The organism is uncultured Allobosea sp., from assembly GCF_945957345.1.
Taxonomy (GTDB): Bacteria; Pseudomonadota; Alphaproteobacteria; order Rhizobiales; family Beijerinckiaceae; genus Allobosea.
Genome location: NZ_CAMFKW010000025.1, coordinates 55266 through 75605 on the forward strand (window position 1 = coordinate 55266; position 20340 = coordinate 75605).

Annotated in this window: 13 protein-coding genes; 7 read left to right on the plus strand and 6 right to left on the minus strand. The window is 66.3% G+C overall.

What is annotated here, in order from left to right; all coding sequences use genetic code 11:
* Window positions 1-100: 100 nt before the first annotated feature.
* Window positions 101-2854 (minus strand): ribonuclease E/G, encoded by a 2754-nt coding sequence (locus Q0Q36_RS13970; protein ID WP_293798791.1) that lies wholly within the window; start codon window positions 2852-2854, stop codon window positions 101-103.
* A 743-nt stretch (window positions 2855-3597) separates the two neighbouring features.
* Between Q0Q36_RS13970 and Q0Q36_RS13975 the strand changes: the two genes are divergently transcribed.
* The 3 genes from Q0Q36_RS13975 (at window position 3598) to prfB (ending at window position 8762) form a co-directional block, all read left to right on the plus strand.
* Window positions 3598-4791 (plus strand): N-acetylmuramoyl-L-alanine amidase, encoded by a 1194-nt coding sequence (locus tag Q0Q36_RS13975; RefSeq protein ID WP_293798792.1) that lies wholly within the window; start codon window positions 3598-3600, stop codon window positions 4789-4791.
* A 226-nt stretch (window positions 4792-5017) separates the two neighbouring features.
* Window positions 5018-7468, plus strand: a complete 2451-nt coding sequence (locus tag Q0Q36_RS13980) for a penicillin-binding protein 1A (RefSeq protein ID WP_293798793.1) — start codon at window positions 5018-5020, stop codon at window positions 7466-7468.
* Between the two features lie 165 nt (window positions 7469-7633).
* A protein-coding gene (gene prfB, locus Q0Q36_RS13985; protein WP_293798795.1) for a peptide chain release factor 2 occupies window positions 7634-8762 on the plus strand; the annotation gives its coding sequence in 2 pieces (ribosomal slippage) (window positions 7634-7702 and window positions 7704-8762; 1128 coding nt in all).
* Between the two features lie 75 nt (window positions 8763-8837).
* Here the strand turns inward: prfB and Q0Q36_RS13990 are convergent.
* Window positions 8838-10139 (minus strand): peptidoglycan DD-metalloendopeptidase family protein, encoded by a 1302-nt coding sequence (locus Q0Q36_RS13990; protein ID WP_293798796.1) that lies wholly within the window; start codon window positions 10137-10139, stop codon window positions 8838-8840.
* A gap of 104 nt (window positions 10140-10243) precedes the next feature.
* A complete protein-coding gene (locus tag Q0Q36_RS13995; RefSeq protein WP_293798797.1) occupies window positions 10244-10708 on the minus strand; it encodes a peroxiredoxin in 465 nt (154 codons plus the stop codon).
* Between the two features lie 232 nt (window positions 10709-10940).
* On the opposite strand from Q0Q36_RS13995, the gene Q0Q36_RS14000 reads away from it, so the two are divergent.
* A complete protein-coding gene (locus tag Q0Q36_RS14000; RefSeq protein WP_293798799.1) occupies window positions 10941-14378 on the plus strand; it encodes a hypothetical protein in 3438 nt (1145 codons plus the stop codon).
* A gap of 197 nt (window positions 14379-14575) precedes the next feature.
* Here the strand turns inward: Q0Q36_RS14000 and tyrS are convergent, their stop codons facing one another.
* Together tyrS and Q0Q36_RS14010 are read right to left on the minus strand one after the other, a co-directional pair.
* Window positions 14576-15829 (minus strand): tyrosine--tRNA ligase, encoded by a 1254-nt coding sequence (gene tyrS / locus Q0Q36_RS14005; protein ID WP_293798800.1) that lies wholly within the window; start codon window positions 15827-15829, stop codon window positions 14576-14578.
* Between the two features lie 94 nt (window positions 15830-15923).
* Window positions 15924-16148 carry a DUF1127 domain-containing protein gene (locus Q0Q36_RS14010; protein WP_293798802.1) on the minus strand — a complete coding sequence of 75 codons (225 nt, stop codon included), beginning with the start codon at window positions 16146-16148 and terminating at the stop codon, window positions 15924-15926.
* Window positions 16149-16269: 121 nt separating this feature from the next.
* Here Q0Q36_RS14010 and gcvA point away from each other — a divergent pair, with 121 nt between their 5' ends.
* Complete coding sequence (gene gcvA / locus Q0Q36_RS14015; RefSeq protein WP_293798804.1) at window positions 16270-17220, plus strand: transcriptional regulator GcvA; 951 nt, start codon at window positions 16270-16272, stop codon at window positions 17218-17220.
* Window positions 17221-17229: 9 nt separating this feature from the next.
* On the opposite strand, the gene Q0Q36_RS14020 is transcribed toward gcvA, so the two are convergent.
* Window positions 17230-17901 (minus strand): alpha/beta hydrolase, encoded by a 672-nt coding sequence (locus Q0Q36_RS14020; RefSeq protein WP_047577045.1) that lies wholly within the window; start codon window positions 17899-17901, stop codon window positions 17230-17232.
* A gap of 290 nt (window positions 17902-18191) precedes the next feature.
* Here Q0Q36_RS14020 and Q0Q36_RS14025 point away from each other — a divergent pair, with 290 nt between their 5' ends.
* Window positions 18192-19397, plus strand: a complete 1206-nt coding sequence (locus tag Q0Q36_RS14025) for a cysteine desulfurase family protein (RefSeq protein WP_293798808.1) — start codon at window positions 18192-18194, stop codon at window positions 19395-19397.
* Window positions 19398-19457: 60 nt separating this feature from the next.
* A partial coding sequence (gene sufB, locus Q0Q36_RS14030) for a Fe-S cluster assembly protein SufB (RefSeq protein WP_293798805.1) occupies window positions 19458-20340 on the plus strand: 883 nt, incomplete at its 3' end.

The window sequence follows — 20340 nt, forward strand, 5'->3', positions numbered from 1 at the left end:
GCAGGCGCCGATCCCCTGACCGGTTTGGCGATGCGTGAAAAGGAAAAGCCCGCTGCGAGATGCAGCGGGCTTCGTCATTTATCGGGCTCAAGCCGTGCGGTCAGGAGCGGCCGGCGAGCCGGTTCCACCAGCCGCCGCGCTTGGGGCGATTCGGGTCCGGCTCCGTCAGCACGACCGCAACGGGCTCTTCGGCAGGCGCCGGAGCAGGTGCGGGTTCGGGCGCCGCAGCGGGCTCGGCCGCAGCGGGAGCGACTTCGGGAGCAGCGACCGGAGCTTCGGCCTTCGTCTCGACTGGAGCCGGAGCTGCTTCTGCAGCGGCTTCGCCGCCCTCGGTGATCGGCACGACCTTCTTGCGCGAGCGGCTGCGCTTGGGCTTCTCGGCCTCGGCGGGAGCGGCTTCGACCGCGACGGTCTCGGCCTTGGCCTCCGTCTCCTTGGCGGCCTCGGCCTTCGGCTTGCGGGCGCGGCTGCGCTTCGGCTTCACGGGCTCGGCGGCAGGCTCTTCGGCCACCGGCTCCTGAGCAACCTCGGCAACGGCTTCGGCGACCGGCTCGGTGGCGGCCGGGGTCACGGCCTCGTCGCCGTCTTCCTCGCCCTCGTCGCCTTCGTCATCACCCTGCGCGCCGTCGAGCTGCTGGCCCTGCTCGTCACGATCGCCACCCCGCCGACGGCGGCGGCGACGGCGGCGACGACGACCGTTCTCGCCTTCGCCGCGCTCGGACTGGCCCTGCGCCTCTTCGGCGGTCGCCTCGTTGCCGCCGGTTTCGGCGTCGAGGGCAGCGGCTTCCGCCGCGGCATCGAGCGCATCGTCGTCGACATCGGAGGCGATCGCCTCGGCCTTGAAGCTGGTCGGGACGACACGGCCCTCATTGCCGACGAACTCGCCGCGCTCGACCTCGAAATAGCGGGTGCCGAGCAGGTTCGCGTCGGTCGAGACCGTGATGGCGATGTTGAAGCGGGTCTCGAGATCGGAGAGATGGGCGCGCTTCTGGTTGAGGACGTAGAGCGCGACTTCCGGCCGGGTCCGGACGGTGAGGTTGTGCGAGGCGCTCTTGATCAGCGTCTCCTCCAGCGCGCGCAGGATCTGCAGCGCGACCGACGGGGTCGAGCGGATCATGCCGGCGCCGGCGCAGTGCGGGCAGGGCACCGAGGAGGATTCGAGCACGCCGGTGCGGATGCGCTGTCGCGACATCTCCAGCAGGCCGAAGGCCGAGATGCGGCCGACCTGGATGCGGGCGCGGTCGTCCTTCAAGCACTCCTTCAGCTTCTTCTCGACGGCGCGGTTGTTCCGGTTCTCCTCCATGTCGATGAAATCGATCACGATAAGGCCGGCGAGGTCGCGCAGGCGCAGCTGGCGGGAGATTTCCTCCGCCGCTTCGAGATTGGTCTTGAGGGCGGTGTCCTCGATATTGTGCTCGCGGGTCGAGCGGCCCGAGTTGATGTCGATCGCGACCAGCGCTTCCGTCTGGTTGATCACGAGATAACCACCGGACTTCAACGTGACCGTGTTCGAGAACATCGCGTCGAGCTGGCTCTCGACACCGAAGGAGGCGAAGAGCGGGGTCTGCTCGCGATAGGGCTTCACGCTCTTGGCATGGCTCGGCATGAGCATGCGCATGAAGTCCTTGGCCTCGCGATAGGCGCTCTCGCCAGCGACGTGAACCTCGTCGATATCCTTGTTATAGAGGTCGCGGATCGAGCGCTTGACGAGGTTGCCCTCCTCATAGACCAGCGCGGGCGCGACCGAGGCCAGCGTCAGCTCGCGCACGCTTTCCCACATCCGCATCAGATATTCGTAGTCGCGTCGGATCTCGACCTTGGTGCGCGAGGCGCCGGCCGTGCGCAGGATGAGGCCCATCCCCTCCGGAACCTCCAGCTCCTGGGCGATTTCCTTCAGGCGCTTGCGGTCCTCGGCATTGGTGATCTTGCGCGAGATGCCGCCGCCCTTGCCGGTGTTCGGCATCAGCACCGAATAGCGGCCGGCGAGCGAGAGATAGGTGGTGAGCGCCGCGCCCTTGTTGCCGCGCTCTTCCTTGACGACCTGGACCAGGATGATCTGGCGGCGCTTGATGACTTCCTGGATCTTGTACTGGCGGCGCGACTGGCGGTGCGGACGCTCCGGCATGTCGTCGAGGGCGTCGCCGCCGCCGAGCTGCTCGGGTGCCTCCTCGGCATCGTCGTCGCCGTGATCGTCGTCGTGGTCATCCTCGGACGGCTTGCGCGCCTCGGTATCCACGCTTTCCGATGCCTCGCCCGAAACCTCGGTCGCCTCGACGGCGACGGTCTCGAAGGTCAGCGGCGCGGCATTGTCGACGGCCTCCTCGGTGGTCGATTCGGCGACGTCGGGAGCGAAGAACTCGCCGAAGGCGGGGCCGCCCTCGTTGACCATGGCGGCTTCCTTGCCGTCGGTCACGACTTCGACATCGTCGCCGTTCTGCTCGACCTCGGCGGAGACGGTCTCGTCGGGGGCGGCCTTCTTGGCGCGGTTGTCGCGATCGCCGCGGCGGCCGCGGTCGCGGCGGCCACGCTTCTCGCGGCGCTCCTCGTCGCGCTCCTCGTCACGGTCGGCGCGAGCCTCGTCGTCGAGCAGCGCCTGCCGGTCGGCGACCGGGATCTGATAGTAGTCTGGATGGATCTCGGAGAAGGCGAGGAAGCCGTGGCGGTTGCCGCCATACTCGACGAAGGCCGCCTGGAGCGAGGGCTCCACGCGGGTCACCTTGGCGAGATAGATATTGCCGCGGAGCGGCTTGCGGCTGGCGGATTCGAAATCAAACTCTTCGACGCGGGATCCGCGGACCACCACGACCCGGGTCTCCTCCGGGTGGGTGGCATCGATAAGCATCTTGTTGGCCATAAGACAGTTCCATTGGCGCGGCTGCCGACCGGCTCCGCACGGCTACGGATGCAAATCCGCCGCCGCGGGCGAGGGCGCCGCGAGAAGGCCGGAGCGAGCCGGCATGTTGCAGGAGGGAGAAGGAAGCGGTCGAGACAGGAAGGCGGCTCGGAACAGCCCCCCGGGCGACAAGCCCGGCGCGGTTCCGCAGGTTCGGACGGTTCACCGATGGTGCTAGCGGCGTCTTATGCCCCGTCATCTGTCCTGACCTGCGATGCTCCGGCCAGATAGCCAGGCGCATCGCGTTTGCACGCTCGCAAGACAGGGCAGGGCGCAGAAAACACGCAATCCCGATGCCAACCGTCTGCGGACGATCCGTTGCGGTCGTCTTGTTGCCGCCACCCCGTTCGGGAGCGGTGGCCCAGCCTGCTTCGGACGCCGACGGATCGCACGATCCGGATGTGTCCCTCGGACAAGCTGACAAGCAACCTGTTCCATTACAGACAGGTGATGGTGATTTGCAAGTCACATGACGGCCGCATTTCGGCCGGGGCGCGCAGAGGCGGTTTCCGGCTCCCGGGAGGGATGGTAACGCCCTGTTAGGATTTCAGCCCCGTTATGGTTAAACCCTCGTAACAAGAGACGGGATTTTTCAACTGTTCTCGTGCATCCGCCGCGCTGATGTGAGCCGTCGCGATGCGCCGTGGCGATTCCGGGCGCTGCGGTGCGCGCTGGCCGTCGCCTGCCTGGTCGCGACCGCTCCGGTGGCGGGCTCCCTGCGGGCCTGGGCTCAGCCGAAGGCAGAGCCGCGTCCGCAAAGCGAATACCCGGTCGCGACCGACGCCCGCATTGAACAGAGCGGCGAAACTGTGCGCCTCTCGATGATGCTGTCCGCGAACGTCGCGGTCGATGCCTGGGTGCAGGCCTCGCCGGACCGGGTCATCGTCGAATTGCCCTCGACCAATTTCCAGATCCAGCCCTCGGCCAAGCGCAGTGCCGGCTTCGTCAGCGGCTATCGCTACGGCCTGTTCACCGCGGACAAGGCCCGAATCATCATCGACCTGTCCCAGCCCGCCACCATCGCCAAGGCGGAGGTGAAGACGGTGCGCGGCGGCTTCGGCGAGCTGACGATCGAATTGAAGAAGGCGTCGCGGGGGGATTTCCTGGCCGAGGCCGGCAAGGTGCTCAAACCTGGGCCGGCCATGCCGGTTCCAGCGCCAGCGTCGACCAAGGCGGCCGGCGAGGCTCGTCGCACGATCGTGATCGATCCCGGTCATGGCGGCATCGATCCGGGCGCGACCGTCGCCTCCATCGCCGAGAAGGCGGTCGTCCTCGCCTTCGGCAAGGCGCTCAAGGAGCAGCTCGAGGCCAGTGGCCGCTATCGCATCGTCATGACCCGCGACGACGACCGCTTCGTCTCGCTCGGCGACCGCGTGCAGATCGGGCGCAGCGAGCAGGCGGACCTGTTCATCTCGATCCATGCCGATTCGCTGACGCAGGCGCAGGAGGTGCGCGGCGCGACCGTCTATACTCGCTCGGAGCGCGCGACCGACGCCGAGGCCGCGCGGCTCGCCGCCAAGGAAAATGAGGCCGATGCCGTCGCCGGCCTGGAAACCAGTGAGGAACTCCAGGACGTCGCGGGCATCCTGATGGACCTCGCCCGGCGCGAGACACGGACCTTCACCGGCGTCTTCGCGCGCAATCTGGTCGAGAAGCTCGGTGGCTCGATCAAGATGCACAAGATACCGCTGCGTTCGGCGCGATTCTGGGTGTTGAGCGCGCCGGACGTGCCGTCCGTGCTGATCGAGCTCGGCTACATGTCGAGCCCGAAGGACGCCGAATTGCTGAATTCGCCGGAATGGCGGGGCAAGGCGGTGACGGCGGTATCCGCCGCAATCGAGGATTACTTCGCCCGCGAGCGGGCCTCGGTGGGCAAGGCGGCGGAGAGCCGGAACTAGGGAACCCCGGCGGTTCCGGTTGCGCCCTGCCGGCAATGACGGCAGGGATGGGGGAACGGCCGAATCGTCGGCGTCGTGCCCGCGTCGCGTTTCGAAGGCTGCCGGATGATGCGGAATGTGGTCGCGAGGCCACGGTTCCGCCATCTCCGTCATGTTATAGCTATGATTTGCGAAGCGCCCCGATTTGGCGCCCGCCGGGTGGCAGTTACGGGGTCCAGGACCAAAGATGCGGTTCATTCTGCGAATCTTCGGATGGTTGTTCGCCGCCGGCGCGATCGCTTTCGTGGTCGGTGCTGCCATCGCGGGCGGACTGATCTGGCATTACTCGCGCGATCTGCCGGATTACGCCCAGCTGCGGAATTACGAGCCTCCGGTGATGACGCGCGTCCATGCGGGCGACGGCAGCCTGATCGCCGAATATGCGCGCGAACGGCGCCTCTATCTGCCGATTCAGGCCGTGCCGAAGCTCGTCGTCGACGCCTATATCTCTGCCGAGGACAAGAATTTCTACAAGCATATGGGCGTCGATCCGGAAGGCCTGGTCCGCGCCGCGATCTCGAATTTCCGCAACCGCGGCGCCAATCGCCGGCCGCAGGGCGCCTCGACCATCACCCAGCAGGTCGCAAAGAACTTCTTCCTGAGCCCCGAGCAGTCGATCGAGCGCAAGATTCGCGAGGCGCTCGTCGCGCTGAAGCTCGAATCGACTTACTCGAAGGACAAGATCCTCGAGCTCTATCTGAACGAGATCTATCTCGGCGCGCCGGCGCCCGGGCAGGGCAGCTATGGCATTGCCGCGGCTGCGCTGAACTATTTCGGCAAGTCGGTGCACGAGCTGAACCTGCAGGAGGCTGCGTATCTTGCAGCCTTGCCGAAGGCGCCGACCGATCTTCATCCCTTCCGCAACCGCGACCGCGCGATCGAGCGCCGCAACTACGTCATCGATCGCATGGTCGAGAACGGTTACGTCAAGCGGGAGGAAGGCGAAGCCGCCAAGAAGCAGCCGCTCGGCGTCAATCCGCGCACGGTCTCGCCGAACCAGATCGCCGCAGGCTATTTCGCCGAGGAAATCCGGCGCGAGCTGCAGGATCGCTACGGCGAGAAGAAGCTGCTGGAAGGCGGCCTTTCGGTCCGTGCCACGGTTGATCCCAAGATCCAGCTGATGGCGCGCAAGGCGCTGGTCGATGGTCTCGTGCGCTTCGACGAGGCGCGCGGCTGGCGCGGCGCGATCCAGAAGCTCGATCTCGCCGGCAAGGAATGGGGCGCCGTCGTCGGCGAATTGCCGGTGCTGGGCGACGTCGCGCCGTGGCGGCTCGCCGTCGTGCTCGACTCCAACGGCGACAGCGCCAGACTCGGCCTGCATCCGCTGCGCGATGCCGCCGGCCATCTCAACAAGGAACGCCAGACGCTGACGCTGGCAGCCGATGGCATCAAGTGGACGCGTCGTGCCCGCGTCTCGCAGGCCGTGTCGGTCGGCGATGTCGTTTATGTCGAGCCGATCGAGAGCCGGCCGGGCTATGCGCGGCTCAGGCAATTGCCGGAGGTCAACGGCGCTATCGTCGCGATGGATCCGTTCTCGGGCCGCGTGCTCGCGATGGTCGGCGGCTTCAGTCACGACCAGTCGGAGTTCAACCGCGCGACTCAGGCGCTGCGCCAGCCGGGCTCCTCGTTCAAGCCCTTCGTCTACGCGACCGCGCTCGACAACGGCTACACCCCGTCCAGCATCATCCTCGACGCCCCGATCGAGATCGACCAGGGGCCGGGGCTCGGCATGTGGCGGCCGGAGAATTTCGACGGCAAGTCGACCGGCCCGCGCACGCTACGCTACGGCATCCAGTTCTCGAAGAACCTGATGACGGTGCGGTTGGCCAAGGATGTCGGCATGCCGCTGATCGCGGAATATGCCCGCCGCTTCGGCGTCTATGACGATCTCCAGCCGGTGCTGTCGATGTCGCTCGGTGCCGGCGAGACGACCGTGATGCGCATGACCGCGGGCTATTCGATGCTGGTCAATGGCGGCAAGCGCATCCGGCCGACCCTGATCGACCGCATCCAGGATCGCACGGGCTCGACGATCTTCCGGCACGACCAGCGCGTTTGCGAAGGCTGCAACGCCGAGAAATGGGCGAACCAGCCGGAGCCGCGCCTGATCGACAACCGCGAGCAGGTGCTCGACCCGCTGACCGCCTACCAGATGGTCTCGATCCTCGAAGGCGTGGTCAATGCGGGCACGGCGACCGTGGTCAAGTCCGTCGGCAAGCCGCTCGCCGGCAAGACCGGCACGACCAACGACGCCAAAGACGTCTGGTTCGTCGGCTTCTCGCCCGACCTCGCCGTCGGCGTCTATATGGGCTTCGACAAGCCTAAATCGCTCGGCACCTCGGCGACCGCCGGCCAGTACGCCGCGCCCATCTTCCGCGACTTCATGACCGTCGCGCTGAAAGACAAGCCGGCGACGCCGTTCCGCGTGCCCGCAGGCATCAAGCTGATCCGTGTCGATCCCCGCACCGGCATGCGTGCGGGCGGCGAGGGCGGCATCCTCGAGGCCTTCAAGCCGGGCACCGCGCCGCCGGACAGCTATTCGGTGATCGGCGCCGCCGGCGACGGCAGCACGCCGCTTAATGTCGGCCCCGGTGGCGGCGGTCGCGCCGTCGGTTCCGGCACCGGCGGGCTCTACTGAGCCAACCGTAAGGGTTTTCGGCGCCCGGGGCTTGCTCCGGGCGTCGTCGTTTCGGGGGTAGGGGCATTTGTCCTGCGACGGGACGACGTCTCGGGCGTTTACAGGCAGGCCTTTCGCCCCTATCTCAGCCACCACGCAAGCTCACAAGGACGTCCAGACTGAATCATGCGCCCCGAAATCCAGACGCAGCTCGATAACGCCAAGCAGTCGATCGGACTGCTGAGGAGGCATCTTTGACTGGGATCAAGCCCAGCGCCGCCTAGCGGAACTCAACGCCCTCTCCGAGGGACCAGATTTCTGGAACGATGCCGAAGCCGCGCAGAAGTTGATGCGCGAACGCACCTCGCTGGAGACCCAGATCGAGGGCATCGGCAAGCTCGAGCGCGAGCTCGACGATGCGCTGACGCTGATCGAACTCGGCGAGATGGAAGGCGACGACGCCACCGTCACCGAGGGCGAGCAGGCGATCAAGGCCGTCCAGGATGAGGCTGCCCGGCTGCAGGTCGAGACCTTGCTCTCCGGTGAGGCCGACATGCTCGACACCTATGTCGAGATCCACCCCGGCGCGGGCGGCACCGAGAGCCAGGACTGGGCCGAGATGCTGCTGCGCATGTATCGGCGCTGGGGCGAGCGGCGGAAGTTCAAGGTCGAGACGCTCGAGTATCAGGATGGTGACACGGCTGGGATCAAGTCGGCGACACTACAGTTCAAGGGCCACAACGCCTATGGCTGGCTGAAGACCGAATCGGGCGTGCACCGGCTGGTGCGCATCTCGCCTTTCGACTCGAATGCCCGGCGGCAGACCTCGTTTGCCTCGATCTGGGTTTATCCCGTCGTTGACGACCGCATCGTCATCGATGTCAAGGAATCGGACTGCCGCATCGACACCTACCGCGCTCAAGGAGCCGGCGGGCAGCACATCAACACGACGGATTCGGCAGTGCGCATCACGCATATCCCGACCGGCATCGCGGTGGCCTGCCAGCAGGAACGGTCCCAGCACAAGAACCGGGCCAAGGCCTGGGAGATGCTGCGCGCGCGCCTCTATGAGGTCGAGCTGAAGAAGCGCGAGGAAAAGGCCAATGCCGAGCAGGCCTCCAAGACCGATATCGGCTGGGGCCACCAGATCCGCTCCTATGTGCTGCAGCCCTATCAGCTCGTGAAGGACCTGCGCACAGGCGTGAGCTCGACGGCGCCGTCCGAAGTGCTCGACGGCGCCCTCGATCCCTTCATGGAGGCTTCGCTGGCGCAGCGTGTCTATGGCACCGAGGTCGAGGTCGAGGATATCGACTAGTCTCGAGCCCAAGACCGAACTGCAAATAAGAAGGCCGCGCTTCAGAGCGCGGCCTTCTTCGTTTGGGGACGTTACTTAGAGCGCGTTCGCGAGCAGTTTGCCGCCGGCGCGCAGGAAGCGGGTCGGATCGACCGGCTCCTCGTTGATGCGGGTTTCGTAATGCAGGTGCGGGCCGGTCGAGCGGCCCGTCGTGCCGACCCGGCCGACAACCGTGCCGGCCTTCACCATCTGCCCGGTCGTGACCAGGATCGCCGACATATGGGCGTAGCGGGTGCTCAGGCCGTTGGCGTGCTCGACCTCGACCATGTTGCCGTAGCCGCCATTGTACTCGGCCGCCACGACCTTGCCCGGTGCTGTTGCCATGATCGGGGAGCCGGCCTCGGCCCGGAAATCGACGCCGGTATGCATCGCAAGGCCACGGGTGAATGGATCGGTGCGGTAGCCGAAATTCGAGGTGAAGTCGTGGTCGCCAGCCATCGGCCGGGCCAGCGGCAATTGCTCGATCACGCCGCGCAGGCGGAGTACCGAGGCCATGCGCGGCTGGAGGGCGTTGAGGGTCGCGGCGAAGGCGCCTTCCGACGGATCGAGCTTCACCGGCACCAAGGGGCCGCCCATGCCGCCGGCGGAGGTCGCCGGTGCGGCCAGGCGCTCGGCATCGAGCCCGGTTTCGGCGAGCGCGCTGCGCAGCCGCTTCTGGGTCGCTGCCAGGGTTTCGTCCATGTCCTTCAGCGCCGCGAGCTGGGCGTCGGACGTCCGGGCCATGGCGCCGTCGAGCTTGGTCAGGGCTGCATCGACGCGCTTGGCCGGTGGCTCGGGCGGCGTCTCGCCGGACTGCCAGCCGCCGCCATCGGCGCCCCGCAGCGACGGCGCCTCGGGGGCCGGCGTCGGCTTATTCGGCATGATCGGGGCGAAGCTGGTCACGCCGGAGGCGCGGATCGGTTCGCCGGGCTTGATGACCTGGGAGCGCAGCGGCAGCTTCGCTGCCGACATCAGGCCATTCGATTGCATGGTGTCGGTAAGGGCCGCGACCAGCGACTGGCGCGATTCGAGTTCGGCCTGCCGGCTGGCGAGTTCGTCGACCCGCGATTCCACCCCGTCCTGGTCGAGGAGGGCACGGCTGGCATAGCGATCGATATCGGCCCGGAGCGCGGAGATGCGATCCTCATAGGCATATTGGCGCGTGGTTTCGCGGGCGATCAGGCGGGCCGCGAGGTCGTCGCGGCTGAGAATGTACCAGCCGGCGACGCCGCTGCAGGCCGTGCTCAGGGTCAGCCACGCCAGCCCGGCCAGCATGGTGGAGCGGCGCAGCGTATAGGTCTTGTGGGAGACGAGACCGATGGTCGGAAGGGCGGAGGCCGTCTGGGACTGATGATGCATACGCGGAACCGGAAATAACGCTGCCGATACCGTCATCAGACATTGTTAGGGTTAATCTTTCGCAAATTCCGACCCGTGCAACGCCTGCGCAACGCTTTAAACCTTCACAGGCTTTGCGCTGCCGCGAGCACTTCCTCGGCATGGCCTGCGACCTTCACCTTGCGCCAGATCCGGGCGAGGCGCCCCTCCGCATCGATCAGGAAGGTCGAGCGCTCGACGCCCATATATTTGCGGCCGTACAGGCTCTTCTCGACCCAGATGCCGTAGGCGTTCGCCAGGTCCTGCGCCTCGTCAGCCATGAGCGGGAAATCGAGCTCGTACTTGCGCTTGAAATTGACGTGCTTCTTCGCCGAATCGGGTGAGACGCCGATGATTTCAGTGCCGCAGGCCGCGAATTCCCGGCGCAGTCGATTGAAGGCGATCGCCTCCTCGGTGCAAGCTGGAGTGTTGTCCTTCGGGTAGGCATAGAGCACGACCTTGCGGCCACGGAGCGCACCGAGGCTGATCTCGCCGCCGCCGTCGCGCGGCAGCGTGAAGTCGGGGGCTGGGTCACCTTCCTGCAGAGCCATGGCCGCTGCCTTCCTTTCGTCGCCTTCTCACTGCATGGAGCCCGCGATCCGGCGTGGCGAGCCGGCTCACGGCAGGAACCCGGCGAATCGTCGGGCGTTTCCGTTTCCGGATTGCCGAATCGCTTCGCCTGACCGCATCGACATGCATGCTGCCTTCCGGGATTGCGGCAAGGGGCGATCGGCCGCAACCTGAAACGAACCGGCACGGGCGCCGAAAAGGACCACGCGGATTTTGTCGGACCAGGAAGCAAAGGCTGCGACTGCCGGGCAAGGAGAGATTTCGCCCGCGGGCGAAGCCTGCGATGTCGAGATCGTGAAGCGGCGTGCCAAGGCCGGCCTCGCCACGATCTGCGTCGCGGTCACGGTCGCCGTGCTCGTACTGGCCGGTGCTGCGGCAACGCTGCTGGTCACGGGTATCATTCCGCTTTCAGGGTTCGAGGGACGCATCGCCGCCGCGATCGAAGAGCGGCTCGGCCCTGACTGGAAGGTCACGGCCGGCTCCGCCGAGCTCGGCCGTATCGACGGGCATTCCCAACTCAGGGTCCGGCAGGTCTCGTTCCAGCATTCCAGCGGCGCCGTGATCCGCGCGCCCGAAGCCATCCTCGGCTACGCGCCGATGGCTTTGCTCCACGGCGATATCAAGCTCGTCTCGGTTGATCTGCGCGGCGTCAACGTCCGTCTCGGGGTCACCAAGGACGGTGCGCTCGTCGTCAACGCGGATTCGGCGCCGGCCGAGACGCCGCCACAGCCGAGCGTGCCGGATGCGGCGCAATGGAACGCTTTCACCGGTATCATGAGCGCGATCTCGACGCTGGCGCGCGGCGATGGCCTTCTCGGCGCGCTCGAAGAGGCGGGGATCAACGGCGCGCGACTCTCGCTCGTCGACCCGGAAGGGCGCCAGAAGGCCGGCCTGGAAGATGTCGAGATCAAGCTGACCCGCCTTGGCGACCGCGGCACCCGCATGACGATGAAGGGGCGGACAGGCCAGCGCTGGAAGGAACTGGCGGTCGATATGTCGACCGAGGCCGATGGCACGCAGCGCGCCGATATCGACATCCTGCGCTTCGAGCCTGCGGAAGCCGTCGCGCTCGCTTTCGGAACCTCCGGCGTCATGGTCGAGGGCCTGCCAATGCAGGGGCATGCGACCCTCAAGCAGTCACCGGATGGCAAGAAGTCGATCACCGCACGGGTCGGAGTGCGGTCCGGCACGTTGCGCTTTCCGGAAAGCCCGATCTCGTCCTTCGCCGTAGATTCCGCCGAGCTTGAAGTGGCGAGCGGAGCGGACCTCTCCGAGCTCAACATCACCCGCGGCGAGATCAAGGCCGGCGCGACGCAGTTTTCTGCAACGGGCTCGCTGCGCGAGGACAATGGCGGCTGGCGCATCGCGCTGGATGCCAAAGGCCAGCTCGCCGGGCTCGATTCCGATCCGCCGGTCCAGATCGACAGCCTGAAAGCCGCTCTGAAGCTCGATCCGGCCAACAATGCCGTGACGATCGATTCGGCTTCGCTGCGCGGGCCGGCGGCCTCGGTCGACATGAGGGCCTCCGTCCAGCGGGTGGGCAACTCGCCGCTGCAGCGCTTCGCGATCAAGGCTGCCAATTCCGATCCGCGCGCGCTGCTCGCGATCTGGCCCGGCTTCACCTCGCCGCAAGTGCACGACACGCTGCGGCGGCAACTCGCGGCTGGACGCATCAAGTCCTTGTCGGTCGATCTCGACCTCGCACCGGAAGACCATGCCCGCCTGCTCAAGGGCGAAGGCATGCCCGATTCCTCGCTCTCGGTGATCATCGATGCCGACGGGGTCCGCTACTTGCCCGATCCTGGGCTGCCTCCTTTGGTCGACGCCACCGTGTCGGGCCGTGTCGGGGGGCGCACCGTCCAGCTTGCGATCGGCAAGGCGACGGCCGAACTCGGCGGCGGCCGTCAGCTCCAGCTGAGCGAGGGCAGCTTCGCGATGGCCGACTACCATCAGCACCGCGCCCAGGCCCGCATCGGCTTCCGGTCGATAGGGTCGATGGACGCGCTGGCGACTCTGTTCGCGTTTCCGGCGCTGAAGGATTTCAGCCCCGGCAAGATCGATCCGGCGGTGATCAAGGGCTCCAGCGATCTCAAGGTCGGCATCACGCTTCCGCTCGCCGACGACCTCAAGCCGGACGAAGTTGCCGTGGCCGGCACCGGGTCACTCGCGAACGTCGCCTCCGATACGCTTCTCGGCACGGAGAAGCTCGACGCCGGCAGTTTCGCCCTCAATGTCGACCGCAATGGGTTGTCGCTGCGCGGCGACGCACGGGTCGGCGGCGACAAGGCGCAGGTCGAGCTGAAGCAGAACGGCAAGGGGCAGGGCGAGGCGACCTTGCAGCTTGCGCTCGATGCCGCAGCCCGGCAGCGTCGCGGCTTTGGAGCCGACACCGGGATCTCCGGGACGCTGCCCGTGAAGGTGACGAAGCCGCTCGGCAAGACCCCGGAACTGCCGCCCCGTGTCGAGATCGACCTCGCCAAGGTCGCGCTCGACGGTGTCCTGCCCGGATTGAACAAGCCGGCCGGGCGACCGGGCAAGGTCGGCTTCACCTATGTTCTGGATGCGGACGGTCCCGATCTCGAGGATTTCTCGCTCGAGGCAGGCTCGGCCCTGATCAAGGGGCGCATCGAGCTGAACAAGCAGAACGGGCTGGATGCCGCGAGCTTCTCGCAGTTCCGCCTGTCGCCGGGCGACAACCTGAAGATCGATGCGAAGCGGGACGGCAATGTCGTCAAGCTCGTCGTGCGCGGCGCGGTCGCCGACCTGCGTCCCTTCATCAAGGATCTGCAAAGCCCGGGCGCAGCGGGCAAGGGCGACAAGGGCGGAAGCAAGGGCGGCGATTACGACGTCGATCTCGACGTCCCGATCCTGACGGGCTTCAACAACGAGGCGATCACCAGCGGCACGCTGAAATTCACGAAGCGCGGCGGCGATATCCGCACCGCCAATTTCCAAGGTCGGATCGGCAAGGCCGAAGTCTCCGCCCGGCAAGGCCGTCAGGGAGAGGGCGGGCAGCTCATCGTGCAGTCCGAGAACGGGGGCTCGTTGCTGCGCTTCCTCGACCTCTACAACAAGGCCTATGGCGGCGATCTCATGCTGACGCTGGGGCCGGGTGAAAGCCAGAGCGGCGACCTGCTGTTCCGCAACTTCATGGTCCGCGACGAGCCTGCCTTGCGGCGGGTCGTCGGCGCGCAATCCTCGAGCGCCCTTGTCGGCGACAATGCGGCCGAGCCGCGGATCGATGTGACCGAGGTCGCCTTCACCAAGCTCAAGGCGGAGTTCACCCGCTCCGCCAGCCGGCTCGACGTTTCCGACATGGTGATCTGGGGCCAGCAGGTCGGGTTCACGCTGCAGGGCCATGTCGATTACGGCCGTGATCGCGTCGATATCGGCGGGACCTTCGTGCCCGGCTATGCCTTCAACAATGCCTTTGCGCAGGTGCCGGTCGTGGGGGCGATCCTTGGCGGCGGCAGTCAGTATGGCGGGCTTTTCGCCGTGAATTTCCGGATCTCAGGTGCCGCCAGCGCGCCGACCATGTCGATCAACCCGCTTTCGGCGCTGGCGCCTGGCATCCTGCGCCGCTTTGTCGACCCGCTCGGCGGCGCGCCGGCGCAGCGGCCGGTCCAGCCCCGGCAGACACAGCCGCGCTGAGGCTGGCCGTACGTTATCGAGGGGCGCCTGTCATCCCGTGCGCGGTGCAGCGCGCAGCGGTGCGCCGCAGACACGGGACCGCGTGACGAGAAGGCGCCTTTTCCGGGTGACGGTCCCGCATCTGCGCAGCAGCACTTCGTGCCGCAGCGCGTGCGGGATGACAGGCGCCCTATAGCGCTGCCGCTGCTGCCGCGCCCTTATTCCGGACGCAGCAGGATGTGCTTCTTCTTGCCGAAGGAAAGCTTGATCACGCCTTCCGATGTCAGGTCGCCGAGACCGAGCGAGGCGCGCTCGTCCGTCACGACCACATCGTTGACGCGCAAGCCCCCGGCCTTGACCTGACGGCGGGCCTCGCCGGTCGAGGGCACCAGCCCCGACTTGACGAAGGCGGTGAGCACGCCGATGCCCGGCTCGATCTCGGCTCGTGCGATCCCGACACTCGGAAGGTCGGCGGCAAGGCCCCCCTCCTCGAAGGTCTTGCGCGCCGTCTCGGCCGCGGCCTCGGCTGCCTCGCGGCCATGGACGATTGCCGTGATCTCGGTGGCGAGGACCTTCTTCGCCTCGTTCAGCTCGGCGCCGCCGAGCGCGGCGAGCCGGGCGATCTCGTCCAGCGGCAGGCGCGTGAACACCTTGAGGAAGCGGCCGACATCGGCGTCCTCGGTGTTGCGGAAGTACTGCCAGAAATCATAGGGGCTGAAGACGTCGGCATTGAGCCAGACCGCGCCATTGGCGGTCTTGCCCATCTTGGCGCCCGACGAGGTCGTCAGCAGCGGCGTCGTCAGGCAGTAGAGCTGAGGGCCGCCCATCCGGTGCGAGAGATCGACGCCGTTGATGATGTTGCCCCACTGGTCGGAGCCGCCCATCTGCAGGCGGCAGCCATAGCGGCGGTTGATCTCCGTGAAGTCGTAGCCCTGCATGATCATGTAGTTGAATTCGAGGAAGGACAGCGACTGCTCGCGGTCGAGCCTCAGCTTCACCGAATCGAAGGACAGCATGCGGTTGACCGAGAAATGCCGGCCGACATCGCGCAAGAATTCGACATAGTTCAGCTTCAGCAGCCAATCGGCATTGTTGACCATGAAGGCGTCGGTCGGCCCGTCGCCATAGCGCAGAATGCGGCCGAAGACCCGCTTGATGCTCTCGATATTGGTCGCGATCTGCTCGACCGTGAGCAGCTTGCGCTGCTCGTCGCGGAACGAGGGGTCGCCGACCATGGAGGTGCCGCCGCCCATCAGCGTGATCGGGCGGTGGCCTGTCTCCTGGAACCAGTAGAGCATCGTCAGCGAGATCAGGTTGCCGATATGGATGCTCGTCGCCGTCGCGTCGTAGCCGACATAGGCCGTCTGGGTTCCTTGCCGGCACAGAGCGTCCAGGCCCTCCGCGTCGGAGACCTGATGGATGAGGCCGCGCTCGTCGAGGACGCGCAGGAAATCGGACTTGTAGGTGGTCATGGCGGCTTGCGATCTGATGGAGGTCGTTGTGCCGTCGTCTAGAGCATCGGGCCGAAAAGTGGAAATCGCTTTTGCGGCAAAGGCGCTGCCGGCCTCATCCGGGAATGCGGCCGAGCCAGAGATCGGCGGTGTCACGCGGGCGCGGCTCGATGATGTCGCGAACAAGCCCGAGATCGCAGAGTGCGCGTTCATCCAGCGTCGCGAGATGGTGCTGCGTGCGTTCAGCGGCCAGGTAGCGCTGCCAGAACGTGGTCAGGCCGTGCAGAAGGGACGAGCCGCCGGATCTCTCCAGCGGCGCCGCGTGGGAGGCGCATGTCATGATGGTATCCTCTCGGAGGCAGGCGCCGATGCCTGCTTTGTGAGGAGGAAACTGGGCCAGACGCTGCCGCTTCACAAAGCGGAAGATTGTCACCTGCCATAAACAGGGTTTATGCTTCGGCATGCCCTCGCATCCGCCGCCGCCCAAGCTTCCGCCTCTCGCCGCGGTCCGCGTCTTCGAGGCCGCGGCGCGCCATCAGAACTTCACGCGCGCCGCCGAGGAACTCGGCATGACGCAGGCCGCTGTCAGCTATCAGATCCGTTTGCTGGAGGACCGCGTCGGGGCGCCGCTTTTCGTGCGCCAGCCGCGCCAGGTGGTGCTGACCGCGATCGGCCAGCGGCTCGCCGGGCCGGTCGGCAAGGCGCTCGCCGATATCGGGACGGTGTTCCGCGATCTCTGCGAGGAGAACCAGACGGTCCTGACGATCTCCTCGCTGCAGACGATGGCGATCACCTGGCTGTCGCCGCGATTGGCGCAATTCCAGATGGAGAACCCACAATTCGCCGTGCGCGTCAGGACCTCGCAGCATCTGGTCGATTTCACTACCGAGGCGGTCGACCTCGCCGTGCGCTATGGTCCGGGATCGTGGCCGGGCGTGACGGCGGAGAAGCTGTTCGATTGCCATTACGCGCCGCTCTGTTCGCCTGAATTGCGTGACCGGCTGCAATTGCGTGAGCCTGCCGATCTGCTGCGGGCGCCACTGCTCAGCGCCGACGAGGCGTCGTGGAGGGACTGGTTTGCCGATCTCGGCCTCGACATGCCCCGGCGAAACGCGCGCTCGATGTCGCTGGAGATGCAGGCGATGAGCGTTCAGGCCGCGATGCGCGGGCACGGCGTCGCGATGGCCGTGCCGGAACTCTTCGCCTACGATATCGCCGCAGGCCGGCTCGTCTATGCCGTCGAGCATGTCGTGCGCGATGAATGGGCCTATTGGGTCGTCTATCCGACGGAACGTCAGCGCGAGCGCAAGATCAGGCTGTTTCGCGACTGGATTCTGGCAGAAGCACGGGCAGCGCAGATGACGCTGCCCGTCATGGCGTCGAGCCGGGGATTGATCCACGCGTCTCCTTGAGAGGACGACTCAGGCCTGTTCCTGCTCGGTCTTGAGGATCTCAGGGCCGACCTTGGCGTCGAGATAGGCGCCGACCTGACTCATCAGCACATCGACCTTACCATCGAAGAAGTGGTTCGCACCGTCCACGACCGTATGCTCGATCTGGATGCCCTTCTGGGTCTTCACCTTCTCGATCACCGCCATGACTTCCTTGACCGGGGCGACGCGATCCTCGGAGCCATGCACGAACAGGCCCGAGGACGGGCAGGGCGCCAGGAAAGAGAAATCATAGCGGTTGGCCATCGCGGCGATCGAGAGGAAGCCCTCGATCTCCGGGCGGCGCATCAGGAGCTGCATGCCGATCCAGGCGCCGAAGGAGACGCCGGAGATCCAGCAGCTCTTGGCCTCGGGGTTCAGCGCCTGCATCCAGTCGAGCGCGGCGGCAGCGTCCGAAAGCTCGCCCGCGCCATGGTCGAAATGACCCTGGCTGCGGCCGACGCCGCGGAAATTGAAGCGCAGCGCCGAGAAGCCGCGATTCACGAAAGTGTAGAACAGGTTGTAGACGATCTGGTTGTTCATCGTCCCGCCGAACTGCGGGTGCGGGTGCAGGATGATCGCGAGCGGCGCACCCCGCTTCTTGGCCGGCTGATAGCGGCCCTCGATCCGGCCTGCGGGCCCGTTGAAGATAACCTCTGGCATCGTCTCACCGCTTCTTGCGGCAGTGCCGGCGCGGGCGGGCAGAAAGCGGGCGCATGCCTGCTCGAAACCCGGCCACCCTTGACGGCGCCACCATGCGCGCCCTAGATGAAGGGCGCTTAGAATAGTTCTAACGGCCGTGAACAAGTCGAGAACAAAACGGTGGATCGCTCTTGCGAGCCGCGTTTCGACCGTTCAGGCCGGTTCGGATGGGCGGCTATAGCACGGCGCACAGGTGCCAATTCAAGCATTTCGTATCGACGTGCGGCAATGACGAGGATGGAGCAGGCAGGATCGTGACGGCGGGACGCGCCTATCTCGACCATAACGCCACGACCCCGGTGCGGCCGGAGGTGGTGGAAGCGGTTGCGCATGCGCTGACGCTGCCGGGCAATCCGTCCTCCGTCCATGGCGAAGGGCGGGCGGCGCGCGCGGCGATGGAGCGGGCGCGCGAGCAGATCGCGAAGCTCGTCGGCGCCAAGGCCTCGAACGTCGTCTTCACCAGCGGCGGCACGGAAGCGAATATCGCGGTGCTCTCGCCCGGCCTGATGGATTGCGATGGCGGCCGCGACTGCGTGCGGACGCCCGCGACGCTCCTGCTTCACAGTGCTACAGAACATGCCTGTGTACGCGATGGGCATCGTTTCCCGCGCGGCACGACGGAAGAAATCCCGGTCGATGGCAATGGCCTTGTCGATCTCGTTTGGCTCGATGAGCGGCTTGCCCGCTTTGTGGCCGAGAACCCCGGTGCGCGGGCGCTCGTCTCGATCCATCTTGCCAATAACGAGACCGGCGTGATCCAGCCGATCGTCGAGGCGGCTGAAATCGTCCATCGCCATGGCGGCCTCATCCATAGCGACGCCGTGCAGGCGGCCGGCAAGATTGTCATCGATATCATGGCGCTCGGCGCCGATGTGCTGACGTTGTCGGCACACAAGGTCGGTGGCCCCAAGGGCGTCGGCGCGATCGTCTTCCGCACGGGCGCGCTCGAACTCGCCGACAAGCCCCAGCGCGGCGGCGGGCAGGAGCGTGGCTGGCGCGCGGGAACCGAAAACCTGCCGGGAATCATCGGCTTCGGCGCCGCGGCTGAGATCGCAGAGAAGCTTCTGGCTGATGAGTCCGAGCGGCTTTCCGGCCTGCGTGATCGTCTGGAGGCTGGTCTAGCGGCACTGTCGCCGGAGACGGCAATCTTCGCCCAGACGGCGCCGCGCCTACCCAACACCAGCGCCTTCGCGACGCCGGGCCTCAAGGCCGAGACTGTCCTGATCAAGCTCGACCTTGCCGGTGCGGCGCTCTCCTCCGGCTCGGCCTGCTCGTCGGGCAAGGTCAAGCGCTCGCATGTGCTCGATGCGATGAAAATCGACCCCGTCATGAGCGCAGGGGCCTTGCGGGCTTCGCTCGGATGGACCACCTGCGAGGCTGATATCGATCTCTTTCTCGCGGCCTACGAAAAGCTCGTGGCCGCGCAAGCCGATCGGGGCGCCCGGGCTGCCGCCTGACGCGCTCCGCAACACGAAGACCAAACCGGCGGGCCTTGAACCCGCACTGGAGACTGAGAAATGGCAGCGGTCCAGGAGACCATCGATCAGGTCAAGTCGATCGACGTGACCGAGTACAAATACGGCTTCGTCACGGAGCTGGAGGTCGAGAAGCCGGCCAAGGGCCTCACCGAGGACACGGTCCGCTATATCTCGGCGCGCAAGAACGAGCCGGAATGGATGCTGGAATGGCGTCTCGACGCCTTCCGCCGCTGGAAGACCATGACCGAGCCGACCTGGTCGCGCGTGAACTATCCGCCGATCGACTATCAGGACCTTTACTACTACGCCGCGCCGAAGAAGGGCGCCTCACCGAAGTCGCTCGACGAGGTCGATCCGGCCATTCTCGAGACCTACAAGAAGCTCGGCATCCCGCTGCGCGAGCAGGAGATCCTGGCCGGCGTCGCCCCTGAGAACCGCGTCGCGGTCGATGCGGTGTTCGACTCGGTCTCGGTCGTCACGACCTTCAAGAAGGAGCTGGCGCAGGCCGGCGTGATCTTTTGCTCGATCTCCGAGGCGATCCAGGAGTATCCCGAGCTGGTGAAGAAGTACCTCGCGACGGTCGTGCCGGTGACGGACAACTATTTCGCGACGCTGAACAGCGCGGTCTTCACCGACGGCTCCTTCGTCTACATCCCCAAGGGCGTCCGTTGCCCGATGGAGCTGTCGACCTATTTCCGCATCAACGAGCAGAATACCGGCCAGTTCGAGCGCACGCTGATCATCGCCGACGAGGGCGCCTATGTCAGCTATCTCGAAGGCTGCACGGCGCCCAAGCGCGACGAGAACCAGCTCCATGCCGCCGTGGTCGAGCTGATCGCGCTCGACGATGCCGAGATCAAGTACTCCACCGTGCAGAACTGGTTCCCCGGCGATGCCGAGGGCAAGGGCGGCATCTACAACT

Coding starts and splice junctions, on each gene's coding strand:
- Q0Q36_RS13970 (WP_293798791.1), bottom strand. CDS start 2,854: ATGGCCAACAAGATGCTTATCGATGCCACCCACCCGGAGGAGACCCGG.
- Q0Q36_RS13980 (WP_293798793.1), top strand. CDS start 5,018: ATGCGGTTCATTCTGCGAATCTTCGGATGGTTGTTCGCCGCCGGCGCG.
- Q0Q36_RS13990 (WP_293798796.1), bottom strand. CDS start 10,139: ATGCATCATCAGTCCCAGACGGCCTCCGCCCTTCCGACCATCGGTCTC.
- Q0Q36_RS13995 (WP_293798797.1), bottom strand. CDS start 10,708: ATGGCTCTGCAGGAAGGTGACCCAGCCCCCGACTTCACGCTGCCGCGC.
- tyrS (WP_293798800.1), bottom strand. CDS start 15,829: ATGACCACCTACAAGTCCGATTTCCTGCGCGTCCTCGACGAGCGCGGC.
- Q0Q36_RS14010 (WP_293798802.1), bottom strand. CDS start 16,148: ATGACATGCGCCTCCCACGCGGCGCCGCTGGAGAGATCCGGCGGCTCG.
- gcvA (WP_293798804.1), top strand. CDS start 16,270: ATGCCCTCGCATCCGCCGCCGCCCAAGCTTCCGCCTCTCGCCGCGGTC.
- Q0Q36_RS14020 (WP_047577045.1), bottom strand. CDS start 17,901: ATGCCAGAGGTTATCTTCAACGGGCCCGCAGGCCGGATCGAGGGCCGC.